This window comes from Enterococcus sp. DIV0187, from assembly GCF_051713785.1.
Classification (GTDB): domain Bacteria; phylum Bacillota; class Bacilli; order Lactobacillales; family Enterococcaceae; genus Enterococcus_A; species Enterococcus_A avium.
This window is the reverse complement of sequence record NZ_JBIOQO010000001.1, coordinates 2,439,411-2,460,237: the sequence shown is the minus strand read 5'-3', so window position 1 is coordinate 2,460,237 and position 20,827 is coordinate 2,439,411. Positions and strand designations below refer to the sequence as shown.

General features: G+C 36.9%; 16 protein-coding genes. 13 read left to right on the top strand and 3 right to left on the bottom strand.

The window, feature by feature from the left end; all coding sequences use genetic code 11:
- The first annotated feature begins 120 nt into the window (after window positions 1-120).
- From IGI52_RS12005 to cls, 5 genes are all read left to right on the top strand, one after another.
- On the top strand, window positions 121-483 hold the full coding sequence (locus tag IGI52_RS12005; RefSeq protein WP_438781410.1) for a hypothetical protein: 363 nt from the start codon (window positions 121-123) through the stop codon (window positions 481-483).
- The gene (locus tag IGI52_RS12000) at window positions 459-2,828 is read left to right on the top strand and encodes a phage tail tape measure protein (protein WP_438781409.1); all 2,370 of its coding nucleotides are present in this window, start codon (window positions 459-461) and stop codon (window positions 2,826-2,828) included. Before IGI52_RS12005 ends, IGI52_RS12000 begins: the two co-directional genes overlap by 25 nt.
- 91 nt (window positions 2,829-2,919) lie before the next feature.
- The gene (locus tag IGI52_RS11995) at window positions 2,920-3,150 is read left to right on the top strand and encodes an excisionase (protein ID WP_438781408.1); all 231 of its coding nucleotides are present in this window, start codon (window positions 2,920-2,922) and stop codon (window positions 3,148-3,150) included.
- Between the two features lie 204 nt (window positions 3,151-3,354).
- Window positions 3,355-4,074, top strand: coding sequence for a DUF3800 domain-containing protein (locus IGI52_RS11990; RefSeq protein WP_438781406.1), 720 nt, complete (start codon window positions 3,355-3,357; stop codon window positions 4,072-4,074).
- Between the two features lie 724 nt (window positions 4,075-4,798).
- A complete protein-coding gene (gene cls, locus IGI52_RS11985; RefSeq protein WP_137439393.1) occupies window positions 4,799-6,328 on the top strand; it encodes a cardiolipin synthase in 1,530 nt (509 codons plus the stop codon).
- Between the two features lie 32 nt (window positions 6,329-6,360).
- Here the strand turns inward: cls and IGI52_RS11980 are convergent, their stop codons facing one another.
- A complete protein-coding gene (locus IGI52_RS11980) occupies window positions 6,361-7,797 on the bottom strand; it encodes a helix-turn-helix domain-containing protein (protein ID WP_438781404.1) in 1,437 nt (478 codons plus the stop codon).
- 314 nt (window positions 7,798-8,111) lie between these two features.
- Between IGI52_RS11980 and IGI52_RS11975 the strand changes: the two genes are divergently transcribed.
- The 7 genes from IGI52_RS11975 (at window position 8,112) to IGI52_RS11945 (ending at window position 15,025) form a co-directional block, all read left to right on the top strand.
- Window positions 8,112-9,053 carry an L-lactate dehydrogenase gene (locus IGI52_RS11975; protein ID WP_016179590.1) on the top strand — a complete coding sequence of 314 codons (942 nt, stop codon included), beginning with the start codon at window positions 8,112-8,114 and terminating at the stop codon, window positions 9,051-9,053.
- 340 nt (window positions 9,054-9,393) lie between these two features.
- Window positions 9,394-10,317 (top strand): YitT family protein, encoded by a 924-nt coding sequence (locus IGI52_RS11970; protein ID WP_082158204.1) that lies wholly within the window; start codon window positions 9,394-9,396, stop codon window positions 10,315-10,317.
- 15 nt (window positions 10,318-10,332) lie between these two features.
- Window positions 10,333-11,538 carry a hypothetical protein gene (locus IGI52_RS11965; RefSeq protein ID WP_048721992.1) on the top strand — a complete coding sequence of 402 codons (1,206 nt, stop codon included), beginning with the start codon at window positions 10,333-10,335 and terminating at the stop codon, window positions 11,536-11,538.
- A gap of 26 nt (window positions 11,539-11,564) precedes the next feature.
- A complete protein-coding gene (locus IGI52_RS11960; RefSeq protein ID WP_049218096.1) occupies window positions 11,565-12,560 on the top strand; it encodes a SepM family pheromone-processing serine protease in 996 nt (331 codons plus the stop codon).
- A 43-nt stretch (window positions 12,561-12,603) separates the two neighbouring features.
- Window positions 12,604-13,716, top strand: a complete 1,113-nt coding sequence (locus tag IGI52_RS11955) for a M20/M25/M40 family metallo-hydrolase (RefSeq protein WP_311893264.1) — start codon at window positions 12,604-12,606, stop codon at window positions 13,714-13,716.
- 316 nt (window positions 13,717-14,032) lie between these two features.
- Window positions 14,033-14,707, top strand: coding sequence for a GTP pyrophosphokinase (locus IGI52_RS11950; RefSeq protein ID WP_016179595.1), 675 nt, complete (start codon window positions 14,033-14,035; stop codon window positions 14,705-14,707).
- A gap of 189 nt (window positions 14,708-14,896) precedes the next feature.
- Window positions 14,897-15,025, top strand: a complete 129-nt coding sequence (locus tag IGI52_RS11945) for a hypothetical protein (RefSeq protein ID WP_016179596.1) — start codon at window positions 14,897-14,899, stop codon at window positions 15,023-15,025.
- Window positions 15,026-15,154: 129 nt separating this feature from the next.
- Here IGI52_RS11945 and IGI52_RS11940 read toward each other — a convergent pair whose 3' ends face one another.
- A complete protein-coding gene (locus IGI52_RS11940; RefSeq protein ID WP_438781402.1) occupies window positions 15,155-16,471 on the bottom strand; it encodes an ISL3 family transposase in 1,317 nt (438 codons plus the stop codon).
- Between the two features lie 326 nt (window positions 16,472-16,797).
- On the opposite strand from IGI52_RS11940, the gene IGI52_RS11935 reads away from it, so the two are divergent.
- Window positions 16,798-19,350, top strand: a complete 2,553-nt coding sequence (locus IGI52_RS11935) for an HAD-IC family P-type ATPase (RefSeq protein WP_438781400.1) — start codon at window positions 16,798-16,800, stop codon at window positions 19,348-19,350.
- A 9-nt stretch (window positions 19,351-19,359) separates the two neighbouring features.
- Here IGI52_RS11935 and IGI52_RS11930 read toward each other — a convergent pair whose 3' ends face one another.
- Window positions 19,360-20,808 (bottom strand): helix-turn-helix domain-containing protein, encoded by a 1,449-nt coding sequence (locus tag IGI52_RS11930; RefSeq protein WP_137439402.1) that lies wholly within the window; start codon window positions 20,806-20,808, stop codon window positions 19,360-19,362.
- Window positions 20,809-20,827: the final 19 nt, after the last annotated feature.

Below are 20,827 nucleotides of genomic sequence, written 5' to 3'. Positions count from 1 at the left end.
TTATTTTTAAGCCCCCCTCTCCTTTTTATTTTTAAAAAAGTTTTTGGGGATAGGGTAGGGGCACACTTCCAGACACCTCCGGAACATTTTTAAAAAAAAGAAAGGGGGGTAAACACCCATATGAAGCAAGTAGTAAATATTGAATACTTAGAAAGCCTGATAGGAACGATAGATAAAACATGGTTGGCCCATTGGAATATCACGAAAACCGGTAAAGTAACGGACGTTGAAAAAAATAGAGTGAAAATAATTATCTACAATTACAGTAAATTATTGACTGAGATAAAGGAACATGAAAATGCTGGTATGTTAAGGATAATTACTCAATTGGTACAATTCAGGATTGATCAATGCTCAAGGATTCTTGAGGATGAATTGGTAAATAAACAAGCTGTAATCAAGTCAGTTAAAAAAAACGACAAGGCATTTAAAAAGAAAGTATTAAGGGAGATGATGAAATGGCAAAGAAGGAGTCGGATGTAGTTTTAAACTTTAAAACAAATGGTGAAGTTTCCTATGCAAAAACGGTTAAGGAAATCAACAAAGAAATGAACTTAGCAGCTACCGAGTACAAGAACCAGGTATCTGCAATGGATAAGGATGCAACACAAACTGAAAAATTAACCGCTATAAAACAAAAATTAGAAAAACAATTAGGCTTGGCCGAAAAGCGGACTGGTTTACTTAGGGAAGAATACGAAAAGTCTGTTAAAGAAACTGGTGAGTATTCAGAAGAATCGCAAAAGCTTTATAAACGTTTGTTAGAGTCAGAAACAGGCGAGAACAAACTTCGTTCAGCATTAGAACAGACAAATGATGCTTTGAAAAAACAAGGCGATGTATCTGTAGACACAGCAAAGAAATTGCAGAAAATTGAAGAAGCTGGGGAGAAAGTTAAAGGTGTCGGGCAAGGAATGACTGCAGGAGTGTCCGCTCCTTTGTTAGGTATTGGAGCAGCTGGCTTCAAAGCCGCGAACGATTTAAGCACAGCTAATACACAGATTAGAGCAGCATTTGGGTTAACCGGTGAAGAAGCGAAAAATCTGGAAAAATCTATTGAATTAGTTTTTGCTGGCGGGATGGTAGAAAGTATAGATGAAGCGAAAGAAGCAGTTATCAAAATCATCAACCAATTTCCAGAATTCAAAAATCAGAGTGCGGAAGCTATTCAAGCCATGACTGAAAAAGCTTTAACTTTGGAAAAGCTCTTTGATTCGGATATGGATGAGACTATGCGTGGTGCGAACGCATTAATGACTTCCTACGGATTTGACGGAGAGAGGGCTCTGGATTTGATCACCATAGCAACCCAGAACGGTTTGGATAAAACACATGAATTAGGAGATAATCTGGCAGAATACGCAACACAGTTTGAACAATCAGGTTATTCTGCACAAGAAATGTTTGCTATTCTTGAAGCCGGTTTAGACGGTGGTGCTTACAACCTTGATAAAGTGAATGATCTTATCAAAGAATTTGGTATTCGTATGAGTGACGGTTCAATTGAGAGTGCGGTTGAGAATCTAGGCGGTAATTTTCAAGCGTTGTATGCAAAGATTAAGGACGGTAATCTTTCAAATAAAGATGCTTTTCAAATGTTAGGTAGAGAAATCAATAACCTTGGCTCAGAACAGGAGAGAGCCACAGCTCTTTCTGAAATTTTTGGATCTCAGGGGGAAGACTCAGGACTACAAGTGCTGGATGCGATGACTAAGACAAACGGTGCAATAAAAGAAAATCAGAAAGCCTATGAGGATGTCACTGGCGCTAGTGCAAAATTAAAAGATGAAATGAAAGAAACTGTGACCTATCAAAGTGCAATGAATGAACTTATGTTGGCCGGTTCGGATATCGGAGAAGTATTTGCTCCATATATTCAAGCCGCAGCAGAAGCTCTCAGCGCTTTTGCACAATGGTTCCAGAGTTTGGATCAGAATACGAAAAACTGGATTGTGACAATAGGAGGGATCGTAGCAGCGGTTGGTCCGGTTCTAATAATTTTAGGTTCTTTAATGAGTTCAGTCACAAAAGTTGCTGGCGGGATCGCTACACTGCAAGGTGGTTGGGTAAAACTAGTTGGCTTTTTAGCAAAAAATCCCTTCCTCTTAGTCATAGCAGGGATTACAATGTTAATCGCTGGTTTGGTTCTTGCCTATAACAAAGTTGAATGGTTTAGAAACGGAGTGAATGCATTCTTTGGCGGCATCCGAGATATTGGGGTTCAAGTATTCAAGTTTTTAGGCGGCTACATTGGCAATGTATTTGGTGGCATTATAGCGAACTTCAACAATTTCAAGGATTCCGGTATGAGAATTTTTAATGGACTCATTGATTTTGTTACAGGAATATTCACAGGGAATTGGTCACGCGCCTGGCAAGGTGTTGCCAATATTTTTGGTGGAATATTCGATGGCATTGCTGCAATGGCTAAAGCTCCTATAAATGCGATGATCGGTTTAATCAATGGATTCTTAGGTGGGTTGAATCGGATTAAGATTCCAAAGTGGGTACCTAAAGTAGGTGGTCGAGGATTTAATATAGCGCAGATACCTTATCTGGCTAAGGGTGGCCATCTTATCAATGGTCAAGCAATTGTAGGTGAAGCTGGTCCGGAACTGTTATCAGCTAAAAATGGGAAAACCACAGTGACTCCATTATCTGAACCTGATAAAAAAGATAAAACGAGTCCTAAACAAATAACAGTTGAGCAGCATATCAATATTGGCCAAGTTGACGCAAATAATCCTTCTGAGTTAAATCGTTTGAATCGCAAGATGGAACAAGCCAGCAGGCAAGCTGTCTATGATCTGGGAGGTATTCCGACATAGTAAATTAGATAAGAGCTATGAGATACTGGTTATTGCCAAGTATTTCATAGCTCTTATTGCTTGGAAATAGATTAATGAGAGGACGTTATTAGTGATCAATTTAACTTTAGTAAATCTGGATGATTTAAGAATACTGTTGGCAGAGAATGAAATAAAAAATGAAGTTTGGAATTCCAAGAAAGCTGCTGATTACTTAACAACGACGGTACCAACACTATTGAAAGAAGTGGAAAAAGGAAACGTTCCAGCTGTTCGGATCGGAAAGGATTGGAAGTTCAGTTCTATCGCAATGTATGAGCTACTTAAAAGAAAGACAACATAAGTCTAGATCATTGTGACATTTGTTGTGGTGTATCCTTAATATTCAAATGTGATCTTTAGTTATAAAATCACAGCTTGAACAATTGAACTTTAATTGGATGGTAATAACATTGATTATTTTTGTGAAATATTGTAACGTAGTAAGCAGCTAATACGTGAATAAAGATACTATTTATCCAAAAGGAATAGAACAGAGGAGAAAAAAATGAGTGGTATTGAATTAAGCATATACCTCGATGATTCTGGTCAACTACATCCTAACTATTATTCAAGTTTTTTTGTTTATGGCGGTTACTGGTGTATAAAGGGTGACGAACAACAAATTGCTAACTGTTATGCAAGGATGATTCGACAAATATATCGCACGAAAAAGGAAATAAAAGCTAGTGAAATGAAGCATAAGCAAAAACGGAAGATACTTAGAAGATTGGCGACGAATTTCAAGGACACCTTCCATCCTATTTTTGTGGCTTCAAATGTAGATGAAATTACTATTGACTTTAAGAACAAAGAGAACGTTCAACTTCACAAAAACTATCTTATTAGAAGGTTAGTTGAAGATGTAATTCATCAAGCCAGAGACTTAGAAATTGGGAAAATCGAAAAAGTATCAGTCTTTATTGACAATCAAAATCAGACCAAACTAACAGGAAGAGATAGTTTGAGCGTTTATATGAATAAAAAATTTAGACCAGGAAGTTATGTTTCTGACACATATACCATTTCAGAAGCCGCATTTGAATGCTTGTTTCTTGACTCTAAAGCGCATAGAACTATTCAGATAGCGGATCTTTTAGCTAACTGTAAATTTAATCGTTTTGAAAATCATTGTGTTGATTTACAAGTCATTTTAGATAATCTCCCGGATGTAAGGTGTAGAAAACACCCTAAATATTTTTCGTCTGGCACGAAAAATATCTGCTAATATCTTGACGCAGTTAAAAAAGTCAATTATAGTAGTGTTACAGAGCATGACCTCTGATAAATGGGCCATGAGCTATAATTTAGTAAGTGCTATGTATTAGCACCTCTAACCCATTGGCCGCCTTATAGGCGGTTTTTTATATGAAAAAACCATCCACAAAGTGAACGGCCGCCCCACATTAGATGAGAAATTTTGTATAATTTTCTGACCCAGAAATTGACCCAGAGAATTTTTCAATTAGTGAAATGAGATGAATTTAGTACAGGTCTAAACATCGATTTAATAGGTATAATCCACATCGGTGAAATAGGAGAAATACCTATATCCTAGCTGACCAAGCTAAAGATTCATTAAATAAATAAAGCCTATAAACGTTGGCACATCAACTTATGAGCTGCCGTCGTTTATTCGTGAAAAGGAGCTGATTCAAAAGTCTAAAGACTTTTGGGTCAGTTCCTTTTTTGGTTATTAAAGGGAGTATAGAATTTTCACAGAAAAAAAGGCTTTACAACAGCTATATCCATGTCCGGCTTCACGAACGAGCTTTTCTTATATAAGGAAAGCTAACTAATGAGAAGTACGAATGACAGATGGAATACTTTTTTTTAAATAGCTATTCAGAAATTCGATAAACTAGATTGATTCCAAATTATAGCGTAAAATTAAATTAATAAAAGTTATGAAATGCGTATAAATGACAATGTGAATCTTGAGGAGAGCAGTAATGAAAAATAAACTACAGCGCTTGCTGGTTATCAGTTTGCTATTTATTTGCGTTTGCTTTGCAGCGTATCAATTTTTTGATAGTATGATTATCCTAACAATCTTTGCAGAAGTGGTATCTTTTGCATTGTGCGGGTATTTAATACTGATCGACAAGCGTCCTGCTACTTCAAAATTTGCCTGGTTATCCGCTATTTTGTTTTTTCCTTATATTGGGATTTTGCTTTTTTTCTTAGTAGGGGGTAAGCCAAGCTTTAGGCGTTTTTCTCCAATACAAAAAAGAAATGAGCAGTTATTGCACCAATACATGTCTCAGTTGTTAAACGATCATCCGGAAATAATTAATGAGCCCTACGCTATTTCGAAAGAACTGACTTATCTTTCTGGAAATGAATCCTTGAGAGGAAATCAGCTTACACATTTAGCTGATGGTGAAAAAGCTTATCAAGAATTACTGATAGACCTTCAAAACGCCAAGCATCATATTCATCTAATGTATTTTATTTATAAGGCAGATGAAACAGGTCGTGAATTAGCGGATATATTAATAGCAAAAGCCAAACAAGGCGTAAAGGTTCGTTTTATTTATGATAGCGTTGGATCGATTAAATTGCCTTTTGAGTTCATTTCTAAACTGAAAGAAGCAGGTGTTTTAGTTCGTACGTATGATTTAGTGAATTCTCCGTCTTTGAGCACTAGAATAAATTGGCGAAATCATCGGAAAATGGTCATCATCGATGGTCAAATAGCTCACATGGGCGGTATGAACTTAGGCAATGAATATCGCAGCCGAACAGATAAATTTAACTATTGGCGAGACACCAATCTAAAAATATTAGGACCGAGTACGATCTATGTACAGTATGCATTTTTATTGGATTGGCTTTTTTTAAATGAGGATGAACAAGGATTGCTGCCTTTTTTTAATGAGCCACAAAATTACTTCCCACTAGAAAAGAATTCTTCCGAAGAACAAACTGAAATCTGTCAAATAATTTTTGGCGGCCCTTATGACTCAGAACGTATTTTGAAGGATTCGATCATGGAATTGTTTGGAAAGGCGAAAAAAACGATTCAGATAGCAAGCCCATATTTCGTGCCGGACGAGGAATCTTTATCTGTTATACGTCGTGCAGCAAGGTGCGGGTTGAAGGTACAATTAATTATTCCCGGCAAAGGAGATCGAGCGATTTCTTATTATGGAAATCATTCGTTTGTGGATCGTCTGCTGTCTGCGGGAGTTGAAGTTTATGCGTATGATGCAGAGTCATTTTTACATTGTAAATATCTGATTGTAGATGGTCTCGTCGCATCAATAGGCTCGACAAATTTTGATATTCGAAGCTTCCATCTAAATCATGAAATATCCGCCTTTATATATGGGCCGAGTCCGATGGTCTCTGAAATTCAAGCACAGTTTGAAGAGGATGTTCGCCGATCTGAACGTCTAAGCAATGAAAGCCAGAAAAAAAGAAGAGCAATGACGATTGTAAAGGAAAGATTAAGTGAATTTTTTACCCCGCTGCTTTAATTGATATTAAAGCAACGGGGTGTTTTTTATCTTTAGATGTTAAAAAGCAGGTCTTGCAGTTCCTGCCATTCAGTATCTAAGGGAATATCAGATAAACGATAAAGATCTGATGATGTAAGATGGAGCTGTGGTTCAAAATTGTATACGCACAAATCTATCTGCAGTGTACTTAGCAATTCATTTGTTAATGGTCGATTGAATAAAAAATGATATTCAACGTCATTTGGAATAACTTTTTTTGCTAGAGCCTTGTAATAACTTACAGAAGAGGAGTCTCCAGTTAGCGCAAAGAGTACTTTTTTCTTATTATATTTTTTTACCTCATACAATAAGGTTAATCTGGCGGCGACATCCTCAACCTGTGAAAAATATTCGTGATTTTTTAAAATATGACACCAAATAGAAAATGTATCAGAGTAATTATTTTTAGCCTTGCGTATCAAAATGCGAGAATATTTTTGAAACAGATCCGTACACTCCGTCAATATCGATAGATTTGTGAGGTAGGATTGAATAGCTGATTTTGCCTTATGGTTGAGTACTAAATTCTGCTTTGAGGCGATAAAAAAATTTGTAATAAGCAAATCCTGTTCAGTGAATTCTTGAATAAAGTCATTGGTTAAGTATGAGCTGTTTGATTCATAAATAATGGTATCGACTTGTGCAAAATAAGAGAACAAGATTTCTTGGTTCCGATTGTTTTCCTTAGGTACCTTTGAATGAAAATAAGTAGAGAAGGCTGTTTTAAAACGGCGGTAGCTGTCTTTATTTTCATATTTTTCCAGTATTGAAGCATCAAACTCAATCAAATGCTGGTTTTCTATTCGTTTTTCTATGATGAACATCCAAATTGTTGCTCTATAGTAATCGAAATTTAAATTTAGATCGTAGTCTCTTTTCATTTTTTCTAAGACTTCTGTTATCTCATGATATTGATCATTATGGATGATGGGTGCACTACTTTCATGAATGGAGCGAAAATACTGGAAGAAAAAATAACGGATATTTGCTTCGTCACCGACTAAGGAAAAGGTAGTGGTATCGAGGTCAAGCCTGAAATCTTTAAGAACGTTTCGGAAGGTTCTGATGTAATTTTTCATTGTTGATTCGGAAATGTATAAGTCCAAAGCGTAAGTAACCAAATCTTTCTTTTCTTCATAGAAAATGGATTCGATAATGTGAAATATTGGATTATCTGAAATTAGACTATCAATATAAGTGACAATCTCACGGCTCGGGCCATATTTTTCAAGGGATAAAGTATGATTGAATTCTTCTAATAAGAGAGCGTTTGGCAAGTTATCGATTAGGTAAGCGACATCTTGTTGTATCGTTTTGAAAGAAACATCACAGAGATCGCTAAAAGTTTTTAATGACACCGGACGATTGGCTTCAAGTAAGATTTGAAGGATTTTTATTTTTCTTTTTATAGATTTATCGACTAGCAAATCATAGGAGTAGGTATTCATTAGAAAAAGCCCCCTTATCAAAAAGTGGTGATACGGTTTCATTATAATACGAACGAAGCCTATAAATAAAATATTTGTCTTGATATTTATAAATTATTTTTTACAGATGATTTATTTCTATTTAAAGCTTCTTTTTTTTAATTCCTTCAGACAAATTATTTCCGATTTCTAGAATTAGTTTATTTGTGAAAAGCTTAGCTGTTCACTAAACTTACTATACAAGCTATCCTTGAAATTGCTTGATAATTGTAAAAATCATTAAGGAAAAGTTCGATAGTAGATTAATAAGATAGAGAATCGAAAGGAGAATTATGATGAATAAAATTGTGGTAATTGGTAATGGAGATGTCGGTTCAAGCTATACCTTTGCTCTAATGGCACAGGGTGTTGGGAATAATGTAGGTATTATTGATTTGGATTCTCAAAAGGTTGCCGGTGATGTGAAAGATCTTACGAATGGTTTGGCTTATGTTGGGCCTAAAAGAATTTATTCTGCAGAGTATTCGGATTGTTCTGATGCAGATTTAATTGTTATCACAGCTGGAGCGGCACAGAAGGAAAATGAAACTCGATTGGATTTGGTGAAGCGCAATGCACGCACTATTAAGTCAATTGTCCAATCAGTTATGGCACATCATTTTAATGGAATATTTTTGATTGCCAGCAATCCAGTTGATGTTCTCACCCATTATGTAAAAAAACTAACAGGATTTCCCGCAAATAGAGTTATTGGCTCGGGAACCTCTTTGGATAGCGCTAGATTAAGAAGTGCCATTGGAGAAAAATTTCAAATAGATCCAAGAGACGTGAATATTTATATTTTAGGTGAGCACGGGGACACACAATTTCCTGTTTGGTCTCATGGAAATATTGGTGGTTTAAAGATCAGCGAATGGTTGAATCAACATCCTGAATTTTCCGACTCTGACTTAATAGAATTGTCAGAAAACGTTAAGAATGCAGCATATGAGATCATTCATTACAAGGGTTCTACTCATTATGGGATTGCCATTTCTTTGGCAAGGATTACAAAAGCGATTTTGCTGGATGAAAATTCTGTTCTTCCAGTCTCGGTACATTTGGAGGGTCAATATAATAGTAAGGATGTTTGTATTGGTTCTAATGCTGTTTTAAATAGATCAGGGATTCGAGAGATCATTGAAATACCGTTAGATAAAGATGAAATAGAAAAAATGCGCTTTTCTATTCAGACCTTGAAAGACATGCAGAAAGAAATACTTGAGAGTGATAGCTGATGTAATGGAATATTTTTGTTCACTTTGCGGCAAGAGAAAATATTAAAAAAGCAAAACCTCACTTAGAAAACAAGAGATATCCATCTATGCTTTTTCAAGAAGTCCTTCCATTACGACCAATTTTTTCACAGCCGCATAGTTGTTTAAGCAGATACTAATAGCCTAAGAGATAACCATTTCTCTTAGGCTATTTTTTATTAAATACGCCAATATTAAAAAACAGTAATGCTCTCAAACAAATTTTTTCCAATTTTTAGAAATAGTTTGTTTGAGAGGGCGGTATTAATTTACTAAACTAGCACCATACTCATTAAGGAGTTATTACGAAAGGGGAAAGGGTATGAAAGAAAATACTACTTTAAGCTTAAAAGCAGGAGCGAAAAAAAGAAAATCCGTTGTCGATAGAAAAAATAAAAGCGATACGCTATTTTCTTTTCTATTGCAACTACTAAAAATATCCGTGGCGGTATTACTATTAGCCATTAGTATTAATTTATTTTTAGGACCGCATGATATTGCCGCTGGAGGCGCCAGCGGGATTGGGATTTTAGCAGAATCAGCGTTAGGAATCGATCGTTCATGGGTCGTCCTATCATTGAATGTTGTTGTTTTAATTTTAGCTGCTTTATTTTTAGGAAAAAAGATTTTCTTCAATACGTTAATTGGGAGCTTGTTGTTTCCTTTAGCATTACGTATAGTACCGATCGGTATGCTAACTGAAGATCGTTTACTATCAGTTATTTTTGGAAGTATTGTTTTTGCAGTCGGAGTAGCTATTTTATATAAGATCCAAGCATCTAGTGGAGGAACAACAATTCCACCGCTGATTTTTGAAAAATATTTTGGTATGAATCCATCACTAGGACTATTGTTTACTGATATGGTGATCGTATTTATGAGTCTTTATGTTTTTGGTTTCGAAGAGTTTTTGTTCGCTATTTTATCTATTGGGATTACTTCAATCGTTATGAATTATATTGAAAATGGTTTGAAGAGAAGAAAGGCGATTATGATCATAAGTCAAGACTATACAAAAGAAATACGCGATCAATTAACAAATGAATTGGATAGAGGTATGACAGTATTCGACGCTAGAGGCGGAAAAAATGATTGTGATAGAGAAATGATCATGGTAGTGGTGACTGGGCAGGAGTATCCGTTGGTTAGAAAAATCGTAGATGAGATTGATCCTAAAAGCTTTATGATCACTTATAATGTGGCAGAAGTTCATGGCTTGGGATTCACGTATCATCCGATTCAATAATAAGGAGGAAAAATAATGGAACCTATATTAGCTTTTACTATTGTAATGTTTATTTGGACGATTGGGGAGTTTGTATCAAACAAAAGCAAGGCTTTGATTTCGATGATGTTAGTAGCTTCTTTGATCTTTTTGGTGGGTTTTGCAACAGATTTATTACCTCATGATCTGATTCAGGACTCAGGATTGTTAGGCTTAGGAAATGCTGTTATTGGGGTAATTATCGTTCATTTAGGAACAATGATGAGCTTTAAAGATTTGAAACTGCAGTGGAAGACCTTTGTTGTAGGATCGTTAACAGTTGTTTTAATGACGGTGATTCTAATCTTTATCGGTGAATTGATCTTTGACAGAAATATTGCCGTAGCTGGCACCGCGTCGATAACCGGAGGGACACTATCGATTTTAATGGTGCAGGAAAAAGTAAATGAGATTCAGAATGCTGGCGGCGATCTAGGGATTTTATCTAGTTACTTATTAGCAGTTTTTCCGCTCTTGATACTAAACTTAAAAAATTTGGTTGGTTTCTTATTTACGGCGAATATTTTGAAAAAAGAAGCACTTCGCGTGAAGAAGCAATATCGTGATGGCGAGCTGACTTTTTTTGAACAGGAAGTAGCTGAAAATACTACGGAGGCTAAAGAAAGTATTTTACCAGATTTTTTACGGACACCTTATGGCACGTTATTTTTGCTGGGACTGACAATGTATGTTTCTCGATTTTTAAGTCAATTAACTAATGGGACGGTAAATGCTTTTGTGATTGCCTTACTATTGGGAATCATTTTGCGACACTTCAGAATTCTGAAGCCTAATGCATTATCATCTACCGACTCTTTTGGTTTGCTAATGATTTCCATCATGGTTATTGCGTTTGGTCCATTAGCAGATATTGTTCCGGCAGATCTATTGCATTTGATTGGTCCAATTGCTTTCTACTTAGCAGCAGGTTTGGGGATAATCTTTATAGCGTCATTCCTTATCGGTAAAAAGGTCGGTTACTCTGGTTCATTGTCGATTGCTGTAGGTATGACAACCTTGTTTGGATTTCCAGGAACAATGGTCTTAACCAAAGAAGCAGCTGCAGCTGTAGGGGAAACAGAAGAAGAAATCGCTGTAATTGAGCAAAATATTCTACCGATCATGGTAACGGCAGGATTTTCTACAATAACGATAACTTCTGTCATTACCGGAGGGTTGATTGTTGGGTTGATGCTGGGATAAGTGTTCATTGATAAAAGAGGTTGATTATGAAGAAATTTAGTAAATATTTTGTGATTGCTTTGTTAAGTGTTGTAGTTGTATATTTTGCTTTTTTTTACAGAATTCCTGATTTATATATAACTAAGCCGGGTCCAGTAGCAGATGCAATGGAAATGGTGTCGGTAGCAGACCACACCTCAAAAAGTGATTCAGAAATTTTGGTGACAACAGTCAAACGTGAACAAGGAACAGTATTTAAGCTAATCAGGGCCTTGATCCATCCTTATCAAAATCTAACAAAAGAAAGCCAGAACTACGAAGCGGTAAAACAGGATAGCAGAGATGTTCAGCGGGCTTTCATGGCAAATTCTAAACAAACAGCAGTGATGGAGGCTCATAGACTTGCTGAAAAGGAGAAGGAGCTTGATTTTGTTGGAATACGAGTGATGAATATTAATCGAGATGTGCAAAACTTGAATTCACTGAGAATAAACGATGTCATTCTTTCAATAAATGGTGAAGCAGTCACACCTAGCGCTCTAGCCTTACTCCCACAAAAATTAAGGGCGGCACGAACCGAGCTTGTTGTTGCGAGGGAAGGTAATAAACAGGAACTATCTATCCCGAGAATTACAAGAAGCGGCTATTTATTAAACGGTGTACTGGCAGTGACTGCCAACGAATCAATTAGCATAAATTCTAAAGGATTCGGCGGACCTTCAGCTGGGGCGATGTTAACCTTAAGTGTTTATCAGCAAATTACAGGTCAGGATCTGCTAAATGGAAGAACGGTTGCTGGTACAGGAACGATAGAAACGAATGGTAGTGTCGGACTTGTTGGCGGAATTCCGCAAAAAGTCTACGCCGCACATAACTCGCAAGCGGATATTTTCTTTGTCCCTTATCTGGGAAATGAAGAAGGAACTTTTTCAACAAACTATTTTGAAGCTAGAAAAGTGGCAGAGGATATTCAGACTGAGATGAAAATTGTGCCCGTTGGAGATATGGCCGATATTATTGAATACTTGGAATTGAATGGTTAAGTTGTCATTTCAAGAGTATCAAAAATAAGAAGGAGGAAAAATTATGGATACAAAACGATTAGTTAAAACATTTATTGAGTTGGTTCAGATTGATTCTGAATCGGGAAATGAAGGAAAAATACATGAATATTTAAAAAATAAATTTATGAAGCTTGGCTTGGAGATCGTGGAAGATAACAGTAAGGAAGATACCGGATTGGGTTCAAATAATTTAATTGTTAAGCTTCATGGAAAAGACCGCAATAAATTGCCTCTTTTCTTTTCCTGCCACACTGATACAGTTTCTCCGGGAAAAGGTATTGAAGTGATTGAAGAATCAGGGATTTTATCCTCTAAAGGAGAAACGATACTAGGTGCAGATGATAAAGCGGGAATCGCGATTATCATCGAAGCGATTGAAACAATTCAAGAACTAGGCATCACAACAGGAGATTTAGAGTTTGTTTTTTCTCCAGGAGAAGAAATTGGATTAATTGGTGCATCAGCCTTAGATATGCAGCTGATCAACGCCAAAAGTGGATATGTTTTAGACAGCGGCGGAGAGGTAGGTCGTGTGACTATAGCCAGTCCGACATTATTTATGTATGAGATTCAAGTAAAAGGACAATCAGCGCATTCAGGTATAGAACCAGAAAAGGGAATATCTGCTGTTTCAATTTTATCAGAAGCCTTACAAAAAATTGAGATAGGTCGTATCGACGAGATGACAACCGCGAATATCGGAACAATTAATGGAGGGAACGCGACAAATATTGTTATGGATTCGTTGGTGCTAAAAGGAGAAGTACGTTCAGTATTGCCAGAAGTAGCAGAACAATTACTCAAGGAAATAGAAGAGGCCTTTAGTGCAGCAGTGCAAAAATATGGCGGCTCCTTTGAGATGACGGTAGAAAAAATGGCCACTGGGTACAATATTCCTGATGAAGCAGTGATAATGAAAAGGTTAGATAAGGCAATGCATAAACAGGATCTTTCCTTGATAAAGGAGATTAGCGGCGGCGGAAGCGATGCTAATATTTTTAATGAAAAAGGAAAAGAAGTTGTTAATTTGTCTATTGGCTATGAAAAAATTCACACGACTGAAGAATATATAGCTGTTGCAGAAATGGAGAAGGCTGTTAAATTGGTGATTGAATTGGCGGAGATGGCTTCTTAAGGATTAATAGTCGAGAGAAATTTTTTATGAACAGAGGACTTTCAATAAATCGTTGAATGAGCGGAATAAATCAAGAAAAGGGGAAAGAGCATGCTTGCAATAAGTGCTATTTTGTTAGCTAGTGTCTTATGTTTTTTTAAGATCATTCTAAAATGGTGGAAAAAAACTTTTTCTGCAACAGAACAGCTGATGATCTCGTTATTATTTGTACTGTTCTCTCTATTACTAATTATTCTTTCCTCTGTTCGTTTATTTTTTAGACTGTGAACGAAACTAGCAATGCCTGTACTATAAATTTTATGAGTGGTGGGGAAAAATGAACGAAATTCATTCATTTCAACAAAAAGAAATCCAACAAGCGCAGTTTTTTTATGAATGCGCCATGAAGGAATGCGAAACAAAATTTCAAATTCTTTTTTCTGAATTATTAATGAAAAATGAACGCTCATCTATTCAAGGAGTTAGCTCAAGAGTAAAGACCAGTACCTCGATTTATGAAAAGTGTGATAGAAAAGGAATACCTATAAAATTGGATGAAATTCTGTCAAATATATTTGATGGTGCCGGTGTTCGGGTGATCTGCTCTTATATCGATGATGTATACCGAATCAGAGAAATGTTCCTTGGTCAAGATGACGTGATTTTATTAAATGAAAAAGATTTTATTGAATGTCCTAAGGCAAATGGCTATCGCAGCCTGCATCTGATTGTTCAATTACCCGTTTTTCTATCTAATATGAAGAAAAATGTTGTTGTGGAAGTTCAGCTTCGTACAGCAGCGATGGATTTTTGGGCCAGCCTTGAGCACGAATTAAAATATAAAAGTGATAATAAAGATCCGGCGTTAATAAATGAGTTGCGCGTCTGTTCAGATAAAGCGCATCTATTAGATGATGAAATGATGGGGCTGAGAGACCGAATCATCGAGTTTAATCAAAAGCTAGAACGCTCTAAAAAGGACACTGAGTTTAGCCGTTTTCTTAATAGATAAAGCTTGACCTCGTGATCCGGTCGCTTAGAATCCTTTCTAGTGTAAATTTTTGAGAGAAAGAATGAGCATATTTGGAGATACATAGAATTACTTGTGCTATGGTAAATATATACAATGATCGAGACATTTAATCTAATTTTAGTTACTGTGTTTTTCAACAATAATCAAAACACTTAGGAGGGAAATCGTATGAAATCACTATTTAAGTTTATGGTTGCTAGTACACTTATTGTAGGCGGCGTTTTAGTAGCAGGAACAATTTTGACAACGAAGAAGATCGACAAATACGGCGACGATCTGCAAAACTTTTTACACTAATCTATTCTCAGAATCACACTTTCTTGTTTGGAAGTGTGATTTTTTGGCTCTAAGTCAAATCGTGTTGTTCTCATTAAATCACTGAAAGGAAATGCTTCGGCGTTTCCTTTTTTTCTTTTTGTTTTTTGCTCAAATAATGTCGCAAAGATTCTGTTGAATCAGAATTCGCATACGAAGGTGGCGAAAAGTTCTAAAACCGAATGCCACTCTCTTGATCACTTTAATCAAGTTATTCTTCCCTTCAAGTTTTCCGTTCGAATAGGGGTATTTTAACGCATTGATAATCGCTTGTTTGTGTTTGTTTAAGTAAAGAATCGCTTTTTTAAATGCTGGATCAAGCATCGGAGGTAAGTGATCAATGCGTTCGTAAAAGTCTGTATAATCTTTGGCATCAAAGGCATCTAACAAATTTTGATACACATCATAGCTTGTCCGTAAGCGCTCGTCAATCGATAATAAATAATCCAATACTTCCGATTCCGTCAGGTATTTCCGTTGGAAAAGCGGGTATTGTTTGAGCGAAGAATAATTGATTTTTCTATTTTTCTTCAGAATGGTTCGCCAATATTTCTTAAGCTTGCGATATTTTTTCATGGCTTGCGGGTCGCTCTTTTTCAAGTGATTCATGGTTTTTATCCGTTGTTTATTAAACGCACGATTGAGTTGTTGGATCACATGAAATCGATCAATGGAAATCCGAGCATTTGGGAAAACGACCTTTGTCACAGAATCATAGCCCGCATTCATATCCATCACGACATGAGAAACGTTTTTCCGTGCGTGATAAGTAAAACGCATGAAATAGGCGATCAGCTTGAAGCTTCTTCGATCCTCTAAACTATCAAAGATTTTCCCCGTATCCGCGTCACTGAGAATAAAACACATGGCGCCCTGACAGTCCTTAGTTCCTTTGAATTCATCAATCAATAGATGTTTGGGTAAGTAATTGGGCTTCAGTCGTGGTTCTTCAAAAAAAGAATCCAAGACCCGTTCGACCGTTTTAGCGGAAACCAAGTAACGTTGAGCGATATCTTTCATCGAAATTTTCTTCTTTAAATCAACAGCGATCGCAAACTTGAGCGCTTGGGAGAGATAACAGTTTTCTGCGACATAATAGGTTTTAGCTGAAAAGGTATGGTGACACTGTTTACAATAAAACCGTTGTTTATAGAGATGAAGATAGGTAGACACCTCTTGATAAGGGAGTAATTGAATCCAGCTATCTTTGTAGCCATGATGGATGACGGAGTCGTAGCCGCAACACTCACACCGAGGAGACGGATAGCTCAGTCGACCAGTAAAGACGGTGGCCATTCTGTTATGGACTTTTTCTTTTGAGACGGCGTCTTTAGAAAAAGTAATGTTGGAATCGTGAATATTTAGGATTTGTTTGATGGTTTTGTCTAGGCAATTATCTTTATATTTGATATTCTTAATACTGGACATTTGGTTCGCCTCCTATGATTGGGTTCAGCGATTTAATTATAGGACAACCAAATGTCTTTTTGTATAAAAAAAGACTTGGTGTTCTCACTCAGAAAGAGTAACAACACCAAATATTATAGAACCGATTTTTTTTAATTATTGGGAAAGTACAAAATTTCCATATAAATAAATCGTTTTGCAGCAGGCATATCCATGTCTGGCTTTACGAACTCGCGAGGCATTTTTCAACACAATTATTTCAGACTTCCATGAAATTACCGACCTTAATAATTGTTATTTATAGGTATACTTAAGGTATCGAATGAATGATATGGAGGAATACATATATGAAATGGTATAAGCAATCAATTGAAGAGGTTTTAACTAAAGTGGATTCACAAACTACAGGGTTATCTAAAGAAGAACGTGAGGCCCGTTTGAAAAATAATGGTCCGAACAAAATGGAAGAAAAAGAACAAGTAAAATTATGGCGGAAAATCGCAAAGCATTTTACTGATTTATTGATGATCGTATTAATCGCGGCTGCTTTGTTGAAGTTTGCGACAGGTGAGTTGGCTGAAGGTGGAATTATTTTTCTAGTTGTGATTATCAACGGTTTTGTCGGTTATTGGCAAGAACGTAAGGCAGAAGAATCGTTAGATGGCTTGAAGCAAATGATGGGACAAGAAGCGACTGTTCTAAATGAGGGTCAGCCGTTAAAATTGGATTCAGAAAACTTGGTTAAAGGGGATGTAGTGATCCTAAAAGCAGGGGATGTTATTCCAGCGGATTTGCGTTTGATCGAAGTTCATGATTTAACAGTTGAAGAATCAATCTTAACAGGTGAATCTGAGGCAGTTGAAAAGACAGTTGCGGTGATTTCGCAAAATGCCTTAGCTGGTGATCAACTAAATATGGCTTTCTCAGGAACACTCGTACAGACGGGTTCAGCTTTCGGAGTAGTAGTTGAGACTGGAGATGCAACAGAAATTGGAAAAATTAATCACGCGCTGCAATCGATCCAAACACAAACGACACCGTTAGTTAAAAAGATGCATCAATTGAATAAACAAATTTTTAGAGGGATTTTGGCATTGATCGTTTTTCTCTTATTCTTTACAAGTTTTAGATATGGAATGGATTGGAGCTTGCTGTTTTCTGCGAGCATCGCATTGATCGTTGCGATGATTCCGGAAGGTCTGCCGGCAGTTTTAACGATGATCCTTTCAATGGGGGTCAAAGAAATGGCTGATGAGAACGCGATTATTAAAGCCATGCCTGCGGTAGAGACATTAGGGTCAATGACGGTGATCTGCTCGGATAAAACCGGCACGCTTACAAAAAATGAAATGACTGTACAGGAAGTCGTAACAGAAGAACTGCCGCGGGTCAAAGAAATCATGAATAATTGTCAGGACTTAAAGACCAAAGATCATCAAAAAATTGAAGACATCCATGGCAATCCCACAGAACTTGCATTATTGAAATATATAGCGGAAGAAGAACAGCAATTAAAACCTGTTGCAGCGAAAATTCCCTTCAGTTCCAGTTACAAGTATATGGCAACAATGCATAATGATGGAGAAGATCAACTTATCTTTGTTAAGGGAGCACCTGAAGTATTATTGGAAAAAGCTGATTTAACAAATGAGGAGAAGACGAATTGGGAGAAACGCGGGTTAGAATTAGCTCGTAAAGGTCAACGTGTATTAGGCTTTGGTTATAAAAAAATATCTTCAGAGGAGTTAACCCACGAGTCATTATCAGGTTTAACGTTTGTTGGTCTGGCAGGAATTATTGATCCGCCAAAAGAAAGTGCCGTTCGTGCGGTTGAACAGGCGCAGCAGGCAGGTATCTCAGTCAAGATGATTACTGGTGATCATAAAGCAACGGCGCAAGCAATTAGTGAACAGGTCGGTTTGAAGCACACCTCTAAAATTTTAGAGGGGACAGATATTGACAGCATGACAGACGAGGATTTAGCGGAGGCAGTTGGAAAAGTCGATGTCTTTGCTCGAACGACACCAGATCATAAGCTTAGAATCGTAACAGCTTTACAGAAAAAAGAGGAAGTCGTAGGGATGACTGGCGATGGCGTGAATGATGCGCCGGCATTGAAACAGGCGGATATTGGCATTGCGATGGGAATCAAAGGCAGTGAAGTTAGTAAACAGGCAGCGGATATGGTATTAGCGGATGATAATTTTTACACGATCGTGAAGGCTGTTAAAGAGGGACGAAGGATTTTTGATAATCTGCAAAAAACGATTAACTTCTTTTTACCAACAGCGTTAGCACAAGGGCTGATAGTCATTTTAGCTTTATTGATGAATCAACCATTGCCATTGACCCCAACCCAAATTTTGTGGGTCAATATGGTGACTACGATCACACTATCATATGCTTTGGGCTTTGAAAAAGCGAGCGGCGACACGATGAATCGTCCGCCTAGAGAGACAAAGAAGGGAATTTTATCAGGCTACAGCTTTTTTAGAATCCTGTATGTTTCCCTGCTGATCATGATTCCAGCGTACTTTTTGTCCATGCGCTTTGAGGGGGCGGCTTTACAACAAACGATTCTTTTACAGAGTATTGTTCTAGGGCAAGCGGTTTACATGATCAATTGTCGAGAGATGTTTGATCCGGCAATCAATCGTCGTTTCTTTGAAAATAAATTCTTATTTATCTCATTAGGAATCCTTTTAGTTCTTCAATTAGGAGTGATTTTCCTACCATTAGGACAGCAACTGATTGGGACTACAGCGCTTAATTTGGCACAGCAATTAGTCATTTTAGGAAATGCTCTGCTACTGTTTTTGGTGGTCGAAATCGAGAAGCGGATTAGCAAAGGGATTTTCCGAAGAAAAGAAAAAGCGGTCAGTCGCTACCAAAATGACTAACCGTTTTGACTAAAGATAGGAATGAGAAGTGAGTTCAGTCAATTGGCTGAGCTCATTTTTTGTTGGAATCGTAGATAAGTAGATTACCGGTAGGGGCGTTGAATTCAGCGGAACATTAGAAAGTATCACGTCTCCGGTTTGAATAATTTCTTCTTGTAACTGAGAAACCTCAAGCGGAACTAAGTTGATCCGTTTACCTAAAAGGTCTGCTAATTCTTGTTGTAAAAAAATTTTCCAGGCTGGCTCGCTTTGAAAAATAAAGAAGACTGTTTTCGTATGAGGACGAACCGTGAAAATTGCCTGCTGACTTAGCAAGGAAAAGAGATTAACAAAATAGCTCGTATCTTCAATCGTAGAAAACTGCGGCAGACTATTAAAAAGTGCCATACTTTTTTCATTTAGAAAGGCGTATTCCTCATGTCTTTGGAGAAGCAGCTCCTGATACTCTAATTGAAATTGCTCCGAAAGTGCGGGTGATTCAGCATACTTTAATAGTAGCAACAATAAATTTGTTTGTAGATTTGTCTGAAGTAACTCTTGTAAATTTAGTCTGTCTGCGATTTCCTGGACGATTTGTTGAGCTTTCTCTCGTAGTAAGGGATAGTCTTCGGTAAGGGCGTTTAAAACATTTTTGCCTAGATGATTATCATAATTCCAGCTTTCTAAAAAGCAGAAGAAAGCAAAAAAGATTTCCTTATCTTTCAGATAGACCCCCTCTTTTTTGTATAAATCTTGAAGAAAGGGTGCATAAAGAATAAATAGTGAATCATTTGCATCAAAGTTGAAATCATTGATTGAACAACCTGCTTTGATCCGGATACTGTTAATAAAGAACCAACAAATTCCAAAAATTTGTTCTGTATCTACAACTAGCTCTTCGGTTAATTCTTTTGTTAAGAAACGTAAATAATGCTCCTCATGAATCGCATAATCTTTAAAAAAATAGTTGTTATGAGTAAAGGGCAGCAGCAGCCGATGATAAAAAATTCGGATGGCACTTTCTTCGCCATTCAAGTAGGCTCGTTTGGAAGTTAAATGAATCTTGATATTAAAAGACTGAAGGTGATGATTTATTTTTGTTCGATGACGTTTGAGTGTTTCATAGGAGACACCCGTTTCATCAAGAAAACGCGGAATGTTCAATTCCTTTGTAAAAAATAATTTTTTGATCAGCTGCAAACTGACCGAATGGGGCAAAAAAGACTCCCAGATATCATTAGTTAATGAATTTTTTTGTGAGCTCAAACGAATGCCGCTTTTATCGGAAGCTAATACCCAATGTTCTGGCAGATAACTACGAATCAGCTGCAGATCAGAAAAAATGGTTCGCTCAGTGGTGTCAATTTTCTCCGCCAGTTCTTTAGATGTCAATTGGGAATGATTAAGCAGCTGTTCCAAGAGTAGAATCTGGCGACGGATGTCTTTTTCAGTGATAATTTTTTTCAACATTGAGTACATAATAGGCCACTCCTTTGAA